At 58.9% G+C, this 12,332-nt stretch carries 12 protein-coding genes; 4 read left to right on the top strand and 8 right to left on the bottom strand.

Going from position 1 to position 12,332, the window contains the following annotated elements; all coding sequences use genetic code 11:
* Positions 1–205: 205 nt before the first annotated feature.
* Positions 206–1,507, bottom strand: a complete 1,302-nt coding sequence (locus tag BA177_RS08605) for a type II toxin-antitoxin system HipA family toxin (protein ID WP_068615420.1) — start codon at positions 1,505–1,507, stop codon at positions 206–208.
* Entirely contained in the window at positions 1,501–1,821 is a 321-nt protein-coding gene (locus BA177_RS08600) for a helix-turn-helix domain-containing protein (protein WP_068615417.1), read from the bottom strand. Before BA177_RS08600 ends, BA177_RS08605 begins: the two co-directional genes overlap by 7 nt.
* Positions 1,822–2,060: 239 nt before the next feature.
* Here BA177_RS08600 and BA177_RS08595 point away from each other — a divergent pair, with 239 nt between their 5' ends.
* Both BA177_RS08595 and BA177_RS08590 read left to right on the top strand, forming a co-directional pair.
* On the top strand, positions 2,061–3,311 hold the full coding sequence (locus BA177_RS08595) for a dipeptidase (RefSeq protein ID WP_197493395.1): 1,251 nt from the start codon (positions 2,061–2,063) through the stop codon (positions 3,309–3,311).
* 33 nt (positions 3,312–3,344) lie between these two features.
* Entirely contained in the window at positions 3,345–5,075 is a 1,731-nt protein-coding gene (locus tag BA177_RS08590; protein ID WP_068615415.1) for an N-acyl-D-amino-acid deacylase family protein, read from the top strand.
* A 51-nt stretch (positions 5,076–5,126) separates the two neighbouring features.
* Here the strand turns inward: BA177_RS08590 and BA177_RS08585 are convergent, their stop codons facing one another.
* The 4 genes from BA177_RS08585 to soxC form a co-directional block, all read right to left on the bottom strand.
* On the bottom strand, positions 5,127–5,411 hold the full coding sequence (locus tag BA177_RS08585) for a hypothetical protein (protein ID WP_068615413.1): 285 nt from the start codon (positions 5,409–5,411) through the stop codon (positions 5,127–5,129).
* A 132-nt stretch (positions 5,412–5,543) separates the two neighbouring features.
* Positions 5,544–6,014, bottom strand: coding sequence for a hotdog fold domain-containing protein (locus BA177_RS08580; RefSeq protein WP_068615411.1), 471 nt, complete (start codon positions 6,012–6,014; stop codon positions 5,544–5,546).
* 18 nt (positions 6,015–6,032) lie between these two features.
* Positions 6,033–6,551, bottom strand: coding sequence for a c-type cytochrome (locus tag BA177_RS08575; protein WP_068615409.1), 519 nt, complete (start codon positions 6,549–6,551; stop codon positions 6,033–6,035).
* Entirely contained in the window at positions 6,538–7,797 is a 1,260-nt protein-coding gene (gene soxC, locus BA177_RS08570) for a sulfite dehydrogenase (protein ID WP_068619125.1), read from the bottom strand. Before soxC ends, BA177_RS08575 begins: the two co-directional genes overlap by 14 nt.
* A 198-nt stretch (positions 7,798–7,995) precedes the next feature.
* Here soxC and BA177_RS08565 point away from each other — a divergent pair, with 198 nt between their 5' ends.
* Positions 7,996–9,375 carry an amidohydrolase gene (locus tag BA177_RS08565; protein ID WP_068615407.1) on the top strand — a complete coding sequence of 460 codons (1,380 nt, stop codon included), beginning with the start codon at positions 7,996–7,998 and terminating at the stop codon, positions 9,373–9,375.
* Complete coding sequence (locus tag BA177_RS08560; protein WP_068615405.1) at positions 9,372–10,673, top strand: amidohydrolase family protein; 1,302 nt, start codon at positions 9,372–9,374, stop codon at positions 10,671–10,673. The genes BA177_RS08565 and BA177_RS08560 overlap by 4 nt, the downstream gene beginning before the upstream one ends.
* Here BA177_RS08560 and BA177_RS08555 read toward each other — a convergent pair.
* Both BA177_RS08555 and BA177_RS08550 read right to left on the bottom strand, forming a co-directional pair.
* Positions 10,650–11,930 (bottom strand): RNA polymerase sigma factor, encoded by a 1,281-nt coding sequence (locus BA177_RS08555; protein WP_068619124.1) that lies wholly within the window; start codon positions 11,928–11,930, stop codon positions 10,650–10,652. The genes BA177_RS08560 and BA177_RS08555 overlap by 24 nt on opposite strands.
* Before the next feature lie 10 nt (positions 11,931–11,940).
* The gene (locus BA177_RS08550) at positions 11,941–12,294 is read right to left on the bottom strand and encodes a YciI family protein (protein WP_068615404.1); all 354 of its coding nucleotides are present in this window, start codon (positions 12,292–12,294) and stop codon (positions 11,941–11,943) included.
* Positions 12,295–12,332 lie beyond the last annotated feature (38 nt).

Genomic DNA, 12,332 nt, shown 5'->3' with positions numbered 1-12,332 from the left:
CACAGTTACGAATTGAAACACACGCTTACAGAATTGACGCCATCACGTTCATTCTTTCACTGATGCTTATTCCGCTGGGCCGGGTAACCCCAACCGCAGAGAACAACGTCCCGCCCCAAGGACTCTCCGCGATACCGGCTCTGCCAATAGCGCCCGCCCCACGGCGCCACACTGCCCCGCCACTGGCGGGGCTTTTTTTGTGGCATCAGAATGTGCGGAAACTGGCGCCAATCCGTTTACTGGCAGGACTATCGACGCCGGCATCTGCTGCGTAGGTCGGCCAGTCGGCACACGCCGTTAGTACCTGTTCGACTATTTGCTGCGAATTACGTACCGAATATTTCTCCGCGACTGCGCTTATGTCAGCGAGAGTAATCCGGTCGCGCTGGCCATTAACGCTCATCTGGTGAGCGCGGGTCCAGGCACCCTCCGGATTCCACGCGTAGATCATGTCGAATGCCGGAGACAAGCGCCAACGACCCTTTTTGTCCATCAGGTAGGCAATGTTTTTGGTGTGATCGTCCTGATTGCGCGCCACCACGTTGAACACCATGCGGCGAAACTGCTCACTAATGTCTGGTGCTGCCATCCTGAGCGTCTGCATTACCTGAAATGCCTGCTCATAGCTGTGCGCCCCGGGCAGTTGATTGTCCAGGTGCGCCAGCGCGTAGAGCGATTGCATATGGACCTTTTCGCCAGCGGTGTTGCGGTCGAACCGCCGCGTCATGAAATGACTGCGGCCGTTTTCTTCGAGGAGCCGGCATTCGCTCATCGTGATCCCGGCCGCAACAGCCATCAGATAGTACGCATATTCGATACGGCCATAGCCCTGCGGATCGCGGACACCGCGCTCGCGATTCTCAACACCATCAAACTTGAGAATCCAGTATTCGAAACCTTCCGGCGCGTTCAGCTGGCCGGAACGAATTTCCCCGCTCGCCGGATTCCACGCAATTACTGCTTTGGCACGAGCGCCGCCAGCAGACGTACCTACGCGCAGAATGTCGTCCAGCGCTTCCGTGTAGTCGGCAGCACCGCCTTTCAGTCTGATGCGCAGGCCGTCACGGAGATCAAGAATGTGCTGCGCCAGCTCAACCAGGTGCTCAACCTCCAAGGGGACCGAGCCCTTCGGTGTCGTGCGTGTTGCCGGGCGAAATTCGAGCGCGCCCATACCACGCCTGCCGATATAGCAAAGCCGTTCGACCGGGTTGAAGCTCGCCTTGTCGCGACCTTCGCGCACCAGCCATTGATCGATAATTGCATTGCCAAAATCATCCGGCAGAGAATCAGCGAGCAGGCCGGGAAGTCCCTTGAAAGAACTCCTGGCGAGCTCTGGAAAACGGTAGACACGTGATCCTAATGGCATCATCAGCGGTGACAACTCGATGCCGCTCTTTTGGAATGCCGGCGTGTATTCGAAAGCGGCAAGCCCGGCCTCGTCATCCCAATACACCGCACCAATCGCCCGGCCCCACAGACGCACTTCGGCAACGTCGACCGTTACCATTGCCACTCTTCCTCGTCAGCCTGCGTTGCTGCCTGAGTTGAAGCGCGTTGCCGGGTTCGCCCGTCACGTCGTGCCAGTTCTACCGGGCTTGGTCCCTCATCCGGCAACAATTGCTGCAACTGCCCAAGGGCATTCAGAGAACGCAACAGGTTGATCAACGTATCCAGGGAACTGTTGCGTCCGAGTTCGGCATTGCGCAACGTGTTCAATGAAACACCGGCGTGCGCCGCCAGGGCTTCCTGGGTCAGGTTGACATTCAGCCGACGCTGCCGCAGCCGACGCCCCAGTTCGGCAAGAATGTCCGTGTTGTTCATAGACGAAAAGTTCATAATCACCAGTATACTGTCGCTTACCGGCCTTTCCCATAACTTATCACTATTTTATTGTTGTTTACGGGATATTACACTCAATCCCGCTGCCGGGACAGCCGATGCCGGCCCCGGGTGGATACCCGCCCCCGACAGTCGCCGGATATTCGCCAATCGTGAGGCGCTTTTGCCTATACTCTGCGCTGCCCGGATGCGGCAAACAACAACGAGAATGGAGGAAACACATGACCTTTCGCATGATGCTCTTGAGCGCTACCGCCTTGTCAATGACAGCCTGCGGACCCGACAGCGCCACTCCACCCGCCGCCGAATCCGCGCCCGCAGCACAGGTCGCGAGCGAAACGACCGAAGCTGCAGCCAATCGTATTGCCCAGGACAATCTGATCATCGATACGCACATCGACGTGCCCTACCGGCTGGAAGAAGAGCCCGCGGATGTCAGCCAGGCGACCGAAACAGGGGATTTCGATTACCCACGAGCCGTGGCTGGAGGCCTGAACGTCCCCTTCATGTCGATTTACACCCCCGCCCGACTCGAGGCCGAAGGGCGTTCGAAAGAAGTCGCTGAAGGCCTGATTGATCTGGTCGAAAGCCTGGTCAAGCAGTCGCCGGACAAATTCGCGATTGCGCGATCTCCCGATGACGTTGAAGCGCAATTTGCCCAAGGACTGATCTCCTTGCCGCTAGGCATGGAAAACGGCTCACCCATCGAAGGCGATCTCGGCAATGTGCAGTATTTTTACGACCGCGGTATTCGCTACATCACCCTCGCTCACGGCTTGTCGAACCACATCTCGGATTCATCTTACGACGACAACAAACAATGGGGTGGCCTGAGTCCGTTCGGCGAAGAAGTCGTACGTGAAATGAATCGCCTGGGAATCATGGTCGACATCAGTCACGTATCCGACGAGGCATTTTGGGACGTCATGGAAATAACCAGCGTGCCGGTCATTGCTTCGCATTCATCGGCAAGGCATTTCACGCCGGGTTGGGAACGCAATATGTCCGACGAAATGATCGTGCGCCTCGGCGAAAACAACGGCCTTATCATGATCAATTTCGGCTCGGCGTTCATAAGCCAGGCCGCACGTGACTATGGCGACAAACGCGGTGCAGCTTATCGCGAATGGCTTGAAGCACGCGGTGGCGAAGCGTCGGATGAAGAGCGGGAAGCATTCCGCGCCGAGTTCGTTGCCGAGCACGGACCCTACCCGTTCGCCACACTGGATCAGACGCTGGACCACTTCGACCACGTTGTGAAGCTGACTGGCGGTACGGACAATGTCGGTATCGGCTCGGACTACGACGGCGTTGGGGACAGCTTGCCCATTGGACTCAAGGATGTGTCCAGTTACCCGAACCTGGTCGCCGGCCTGTTGGCCAGAGGCTATAGCGAAGAGGACGTGGTAAAGATACTCGGTGGAAACCTGATGCGAGTCTGGCGTGAAATTGAAGCTGGCGCTGGCAGGTAGCATTTCCATTTATTCATTCAGGCGGAGTTGCCGATGCAGATTTTATCCTGGCGAATCGTGGTCACAGCGCTCGCAGCGCTTTTCATGCTCGGCGCCTGCTCAAAAGAACAGGCACCTGCTGCCGATACCGTTGCTTATGACCTGATCATCCGCAACGGCATGATCTACGACGGCAGCGGCGCCGCTCCCTACCGCGGCGACGTTGCCATCAATGGCGACCGTATCGCGGCCCTGGGCGACCTCGGCGTCGCTACAGGTGTCGAGGAAGTTGATGCAGCCGGTATGGCTGTCGCACCGGGCTTCATCAACATGCTCTCCTGGGCAACGGAATCACTGCTCGAAGACGGTCGCGCCCTCAGCGACATTCATCAGGGCGTAACCCTCGAGATCATGGGTGAAGGCGGGTCAATGGGCCCGCTCAATTCGCGCATGAAAGCCGAACTGCAGGAACGCCAGGGCGACATCCGTTATGACGTGAACTGGACCACGCTCGGCGAATACCTGGAGCACCTGGAAAACCGCGGTGTTTCAGTGAACGTCGCGTCCTACATCGGCGCCGGCACAGTACGCGTTCACGAGGTTGGCTACGATGACCGCCGTGCGACGGCCGAAGAACTTGCGCGCATGCAGGAACTGGTTCGGGCAGCCATGCGGGAAGGCGCTATCGGGGTTGGCTCGTCACTAATTTATGCACCGGACAATTTCGCAGATACCAATGAACTGGTGGCGCTGGCCTCTGCCGCGGCTGAATACGACGGTAGCTATATCTCGCATATCCGCAGTGAAGGTAATCGGCTCGAAGAAGCGGTGCAGGAGTTGATCAAGATATCGAGCCTGAGCGGCGCACCGGCCGAGATCTATCATCTCAAGGCCTCCGGCAAGAACAATTGGTTCAAGCTCGAGAATGTCTTCAATATGATTGAAGCTGCTCGTGCTGCCGGCCTGCGAATTTCAGCCAACATGTACACCTACAACGCCGGAGCAACCGGACTCGATGCAACCATGCCGTTATGGGTTCAAGCCGGTGGTCATGACGCATGGGTCGAACGCCTCAAGGACCCGCAGATTCGCGAACGCGTCATCGCCGAGATGCACGACGACAGCGACGACTGGGAAAACTTTTACGTGCAGGCCGGGCCCGAAAATATTCGACTGCTCGGGTTTCGCAATGAAACACTGCGACCGTTAATCGGCAAGACCTTGCAGGAAGTGGCCGACGAGCGGCAACAGGACCCAGCGGCAACCGCCATTGACCTTGTCATTGAGGATGACAGCCGCGTAGACGCTGCGTTCACCTTGATGTCCGAGTTCAACGTCAGCAGAAAAGCAGCCAAACCGTGGGTAAGTTTTGGCTCGGATGCCGGCGCATTGGCGGCCGAAGGTGTCTTTCTGAATTCGAGCCCTCATCCACGCGCCTATGGCACTTTTGCGCGGGTCATCAGCCGGTTCGTCAGGGAAGAAAGCCTGATGCCAATAGAAGAAGCCGTACGCCGCATGACCTCGCTACCCGCTTTCAACACCAACATCCGCGGTCGCGGCCGCCTGAAAGCCGACTACTATGCCGACGTTGTGATTTTCGATCCCGCCGAATTCACGGACCACGCCACCTTCGAAGAGCCCCACCAGTACGCGACGGGCGTCGAGCACGTGTTTGTAAACGGTGTGCAGGTACTGAAAGACGGCGAGCACACCGGGGCAACGCCCGGACGGGTAGTACGTGGCCCTGGCTGGGTCGGCTGGCCTGACAATCAACCGATCAACTGAGCGCTGGCAGAGTCCCCGACCGGCACTGGCCGCAGATCGACGGACGCTGCGTCAGTCGTTGAAGTAGAACGTGTAGACGAGGAATACGGCGAACAATGTGAGCGCCATGCTAATCAGCCGGCGGTTCATCGGATTGTAGTCTTTCATAAACGTCTGCCGGGGCGGCTTCGGATTCAGCCGTACGGATGCCCGATCAACCAGCACTTTGGCATTGGCCATGCCTATGCCGGTGGTTTCCATGAGCAAATTGATCGCGACGACCTTGCGACCTTGCTTGATTGCGGTGACGACCTCGGCGGGTAGTTCGTCTTCAGTGAGTACGACTTCTGGGTTCATTCTCGTGCGTTTATGGTCGGGCCTGCGGTGAGGGAAACTTAACAAAATGCCGTCCGCAATTTATCCGAACAGTTCTCATTTCGCCAGTTAAAAAACAACCGTTTCGGCCCAGATACCGCCTAGCTGACAAGGCTACCTGCGGCCGGCTGAACGCGGCGACACGTACATGGGCACGACCGCCCGAGAGACTTCTTGGTCCTGATCATCGCGGACGGAAATACTGACATCGACATCCTGAGCCGGCCCATAAACTACGGCAGGCAAAGTGGCGATTGCAGTGAGGTCGCTTGCGGCGCGCGCGAGGTATTCAATTGTCATTCCTCGCGGTATCCAGCGCTGGTCGGCGGGAATGCTCGCCTCCATCATCGTACCCGCTGCCAGTTCCGCAAGGTTCGCCATCGCAATAGCGTGGACCGTACCCAGATGGTTCTGAACTTTCCGGCGGTTCCTGAGCCGCACTACTGCCCGACCGGTCTCCAACTCAAGAAACATCGGGGATATCGACGCAAAGTACGGGGCCTTGAAACACACGGCACGGGTGAACAACCAGCGACCGACAGTTGTGCCGGAGAGCTTTCGCCACGTGCTCAGTGCCCGTGACACGGCGTCAGTACAGGTTCATCAGGGTTGCCAGGCCCAGTCAAAATTGTCCCTGTTCGGCATCTTGACGAGCGGCAGGCTCTGCGCGTTCATAACCGCGTTGCCGTCGATGACCCCGTTCAGGTGCAGCAGGTAGGCGGTCACTGCGTACACTTCATCGTCGTCCAGACTGCCTGGCGCGGTATACGGCATGGCCCGCCGAACGTAATCGAACAGTGTTGTGGCAAAGGGCCAATAGCTACCGATGGTCTTGACCGGGAGGTTCGATTGCAGGCTGCCATGGCCACCGGCCAGACGGTCATTCGGACCGCCCTCACCGTTGACACCGTGGCACGCGACGCACTGCTGCAGGTAAATTTTTTCGCCCGTGGCCACGGTCCCGGCACCTGCCGGCAACCCGGCACCGTCCGGCATAACAGTGAAACTCACTGCGTCGGCCTCTGCGGCGGACAATTCCTCGCCCAGCTGCGGCGATTCGTTGTCGGCAAATGCGAGTACCGGCAACAGGCATGCAAGCCGCAAACAGTTACGCGTAGACATTGCGCACCCATCCCTGACGATCGATGGCCCAGGCCTGAATTCCGTTGTAGTGATAGAACGAATTGCTGGCCCTGCCGGCCAGAACCTGCTCCCGGGTCGGCTGGACCTCCCCGTGCTCGTCGGTTGCCCGGCTGAGTATCACAGCAGGCTCTCCGTTCCAGTGCCATGCGCTGCGAAAGCGCGTCAGGTTCATCGGCAGCACACTGTCATCCAGCGCCGCATCCGCCCAGCTCTTGCCGCCATCCGCGGAGACCTCAACCCGCCTGATGCGTCCGCTTCCCGACCAGGCAAGGCCTTTTACCTGATAGATCCCGGCGGGCCCCATGGCCAATCCCGGAGACGGGCTGGTAATCAGCGATTTGACACCCATCGGATAACTGAACAGGGTTGCCCGGCCATTGTCCGCGAGGTCTGAATACCGCGATGTCTCATCTTTAGTCATGGCCGGTGCCGCGGTCACCTGCACATTGCGCAGCCATTTGACACACATATTGCCCTCCCATCCCGGGAGGAACAGCCGCATCGGATAACCGTTCCCCGGCCGCAACGGTTCCCCGTTTTGATACAAAGCAACAATCGCATCGTCCATGATTTTTCGCAGGGGAACGCTGCGACTCATCATGGCCGCGTCCGCTCCATCTGCGACTACCCAGGATGCGTTCTTGCTAACGCCCGCCTCTTCCAGCAGCACAGACAACGGTACGCCACCCCATTCGCTTGCCGATACCAAGCCGTGCAATTCGCCGCAACTGGCATCGCGCGGCTCCGGAGCGAGCATCCCGCCACTGTTGCCCGAACATTCCAGGAACTGAATTCTGGAGACCGCTGGGTATCGCAGCAGAGATTCGAGACTAAACGACAAAGGCCGTTTGACAAGACCGGTGATGTAAAGGCGATGCCGTGCCGGATCGATATCGGGAATGCCACTGTGATGGCGCTCAAAATGCAGGCGACTGGGTGTGATGATTCCGTCCAGGTGCTCCAGTGGTGTGCGGGATACTCCGGTACCCGTTGTACCCGCCTGAGAACTAATGCCGAGCCGTTTGATGTGGGCGGTATGTTTCGCCGGCGCACCACTGTCAGCCATCGGTGCCCCGGGGTGCCTTGTCCACGGCTCGCGCTCCTGGCCGACAGCGTGGGCACAGAGCAGACCTGCACTGGCACCGACACCGGCCCGAAGAAAAAGCCGCCGATCCAGCAAGCCATTGCCGGCTACGTAATCCTCACCTGGTTTTGAGTCTTGCATAGAATTCCCCCGATAATTCGCCTGGTCTTGCACCGCGCGCAGGCCACTGTTCGCTGCGCAGGCATTTTGATAGCCTTGACCCTGAAGCCATTCTGCTCCACCTGAATTCACTCTGCCACATACCCAGCAATAACGCTCTTGCCAGGCACCGGCGGTCGTTATCGTCGGTCAAGACAAGTTTTGCCCACGGAGTCATTGATGAGAACACGCCTACCCTTTCTGATGTTGTGTGCAGCGGCATCGCTTAGCGCCTGCAATGACCGTAGCAGCGACGAGCCCGCCACCAATTCCGGCGAGGCCTATGGCAGTCGCTACCAGGCCCTGCCAGCGACAAGCACCTTACTGAGCGGCGCGACGGTGCTGACCGGCACCGGCGAACGCCTCGACAATGCCGACGTGCTGCTGCAGAACGGCCGCATCGCGGCGGTGGGCCAGGACCTCAAGGCGCCCGATGTCGAACGCGTTGATGCCAGTGGCCTGTGGATCACGCCCGGCATTATCGATGTGCATTCTCATCTGGGTGTTTATCCCAGCCCGGGAGTGGACGCGCACTCCGATGGCAACGAAGCAACGGCCGCCAATACGGCGGAAGTCTGGGCAGAACACAGTGTCTGGCCACAGGACCCGGGCTTTGTTGCGGCCTTGGCCGGCGGCATTACCTCGCTGCAGATCCTGCCGGGTTCTGCGAACCTGTTCGGCGGCCGCGGTGTCACACTGAAGAACGTGCCGGGGACATCAGTGATGGACATGAAGTTTCCCGGCGCGCCGTACGGCCTGAAGATGGCCTGTGGCGAAAACCCAAAACGGGTATACGGCGGGCGCGGTATGCCGCCATCGACCCGCATGGGTAATGTCGCGGGCTACCGCAGTGCCTGGATCGCGGCAAGCCAGTACCGGGACAAACAGCAAAAAGCCGCAAAGGGTGAAGGTGAAGCGCCGGATCGTGACCTCAAACTCGAAACCCTCGCGGGCGTGCTGGATGGTGAAATACTGATTCACAACCATTGCTACCGCGCCGACGAAATGGCGGTCATGCTCGAAATTGCCAAGGAATTCGATTACCAGATCACGGCGTTTCATCATGCCGTCGAGGCCTACAAGATTCCCGACCTGCTGGCCGAGAATAACGTTTGTGCCGCAGTCTGGGCAGACTGGTGGGGCTTCAAGATGGAAGCCTATGACGGTATTCGCGAGAACGCCGCGATCATCGACAATGCAGACGCCTGCGCGGTTATTCATTCCGACGACGATCTGGGAATTCAACGGCTGAACCAGGAGAGCGCCAAGGTCATGGGTGCCGCTGCCAAAGCCGGCATCGAGATTCCTCCGGAGCGTGCTATCCGCTGGATAACGGCGAACGCCGCACAAGCGCTCGGCATTCTGGATCAGACCGGTACGCTCGAAGCCGACAAGATGGCCGACATAACGGTCTGGAGCGGCAACCCGTTCAGCGTTTACACAACCGTGGAGCGTGTTTACATCGACGGCGCGTTGGTTTACGACCGCCAGCGACCGGAGAAAAATCCCTTGACTGATTTCAGCCTTGGCACCGCAGCCGTCGCAGGAGGTGCCGAATGAAGCATCGCATCGCACTCTTTCTGATTGCCCTGTTGCCCATCCACCTGCAGGCGGAAACGATCGCCATTACTGGCGCACGCGTGCATACGGTGAGCGATCGCGGCACCCTGGAAAACGCCACGGTGATCATCGAAGACGGCGTTATTGCAGCCGTTGGCAACAACCTAGCGCCGCCGTCCGGAGCAACGGTCGTGGACGCCAGCGGCAAGATTGTTACCCCTGGCCTGTTTTCCGCCATGGGCCAACTGGGTCTGACGGAAGTGAACGCCGTGAGTGGCACCGTGGACTTCATCCAGCGAGGCGAGCAGTTCAGCGCAGCGTTTGATGTTGCCGATGCTTACAACCGCCGTTCTACGTTGATCGCCATCAACCGTATCGAAGGCATCACTCGTGCAGCCATCATGCCCACGGGTGCCGGTGGGCCGGATGAGGCCGGACAGTTCAGTCATATTTTTTCCGGCCTCGGCGCGATCGTTCAACTCGGCGACGAAGCCGATTCAATAGTACGTCGCCAGGCCGCAATGGTCGTGCACCTGGGCGAAGGGGGCAGCAGCCTGGCTGGCGGCTCCAGAGCAACAGCCTTGCTGCAACTCCGGCAAGCACTGAACGACGCGCTGGATTACGCCGGCCATAAAGACGATTACGAACGTGGCAGCCGGCGTGCCTATGCGCTTAGCCAGTCGGATCTGGAAGCATTGCAAGCGGTCATCGAAGGGACCCTGCCGTTGATCGTGCACGTCGATCGGGCGAGCGATATTGAAGTGCTGCTTAGCATGGCGGCAGAGTACCGCCTGCAATTGTTGATCGCAGGTGGAACGGAGGCCTGGATGGTCGCCAAGCAACTTGCCGATGCGGGCGTAGGCGTAATACTTGACTCCATTAACAATTTGCCCGGCAGTTTTGACAAACTCAATGCCCGTCTGGATTCAGCGGCACTGTTGGCGGATGCCGGCGTGCCTGTCGCCTTTGGTGGCAGCAGCGTGCAAAACCACAATGCCAGAAACATCACGCAGGCCGCAGGCATTGCGGTCGCTAACGGCTTGACCTGGGAAACAGCGTTGCGCGCGCTCACACTTACGCCGGCCGAGTTTTACGGCGTTGCCGACCGCAGCGGAAGCATCGTCGCAGGCAAGGATGCCGACATCGTTATCTGGGCCGACGACCCGCTGGAGCTAAGCAGCTATCCCGAGCAGGTGTACATCAAAGGCGAGCAGATACCGATGCAAAGCCGGCAAACCTTGCTGCGCGACCGTTACCTGAAATCGGCCAGCCAGTTACCGCCTGCCTTCCGGCATTGATTCCACCGCGCCTGCGGCAGCGTCGATCTGCCGCAGGCGTTTTTGGAGGTATCGGCATTCTGTATCGTTCTGGCAGAGCGCCAGTGCACGCAAGGCATAGTCCCGGGCCTTGCTGAACTCCCCCGCTTTCCGGCACAGCTCCGCACGGGCTGCGTACAACGGTTGATAGCGTGCGAGCGAGGGTTCCTGCTCGAGTTCATCGAAGATAGCGACGGCGGCTGTCGTCTCGCCAGCGAAATAACGCGCAACCGCTGCGTTCAGCTTGATCACCAGTGACGGTTGCGCCGTATACAACAAACCGTACAGATCACGTATTTGTCCCCAATCCGTTTCTTCGAAGCTGGCTGCCTCGGCGTGCACGGCACTGATCATCGCCTGCAACAAATACGGCCCAGGCGGTCCCAGCGCGGCCGCTTCGACAATCAGCCGCTGGCCAGCATCGATCATCGCCCTGTCCCACAAGCACCGGTCCTGTTCTTCAAGCGTGACCAGCTCGTTACCAGACTCCAGTCGCGCCTTACTGCGCGAACCGTGCAACAACATCAATGCGTGCAATCCCAGCACTTCGCTGTCGGGCCGCATTAGTTGCTGCAACAGGCCAACCAGATTCAGGGCTTCGGCGTAGAGAGCCTGGCGAATGAGCTGATCACCACCGGTTGCTGACCAGCTCTCGTTGAAAATGAGGTAGATAACGGCAAGCACGCTGTGGAGCCTTTCAGGCAATTGCTCCGGGTCCGGTACCCGGTACGGAATTCCCGCATCACGAATCTTGCGTTTGGCGCGCACGATACGCTGCCCCATCGTCGTTTCGGCGCTCAGGAATGCCCGCGCCAGTTCTGAGGTTCGAAAACCGCACAGCGTCTTGAGCGTCAGAGCAACCTGCGCGGACGGTCGCAATGCGGGATGACAGCAAGTGAAAATCAGGCGCAGACGTTCATCCGGAATCAACTCTTCCTCCTCCACCGCCGGGAAGACTTCGCGCTGGTCGGCGAGAATGCCGAGCTCGGTTTGCTTGGCAATTTTCTGCTGCTCATGGCGCAAATGATCGATAGCGCGCCGACGGGCGACAGTCAGCAACCAGGCCAGGGGACTGCGTGGTTGTCCGTCCTGTGGCCAGCGCTGCAAAGCCGCCATGAACGCATCCTGCAGTGCATCTTCCGCCAGCGACAAATCGCCGAAATCGCTGACCAGCGTTGCCAGCGCCCGCCCCCACTGGTCTCGCACGAGAGCGGTGACCGTGTGAGCAGACGCTTGCATTTCCGGCCGTTCAGTCAAATTGCATGATGGGTCGAATTTCAACCGAGCCATACCTGGCGCCCGGAATCTTCGCCGCATACGCGATGGCTTCGTCAAGGTCTTTGCATTCCATCAGGTAATAGCCACCAAGAACTTCACGGGTTTCGGCAAACGGCCCGTCCGTCGTTTCAACTTTGCCGCCACGCACCCGTACTGTCGTTGCCGTATCGACATCCTGCAGTCCGTTACCGCCCAGCATCGCGCCTTTCTCAGCGGCTTCATTACTTAATGACTCGTAGCCTGCAATATAGGCATCCCATTCCTTGCTGCCGGGTTGCGGCTCGCCGCTGTCTGCAGCTGCATAGATCAAAAGCAAGTATTGCACGTTGGTATCTCCCGTTTAGCGCTCACCAATGCGGTTCG

Origin of the sequence: Woeseia oceani, from assembly GCF_001677435.1 — a bacterium.
Lineage (GTDB): Bacteria > Pseudomonadota > Gammaproteobacteria > Steroidobacterales > Woeseiaceae > Woeseia > Woeseia oceani.
Note: the sequence above shows the minus strand (reverse complement) of the source record. Positions and strands in the feature narration are given on the sequence as shown.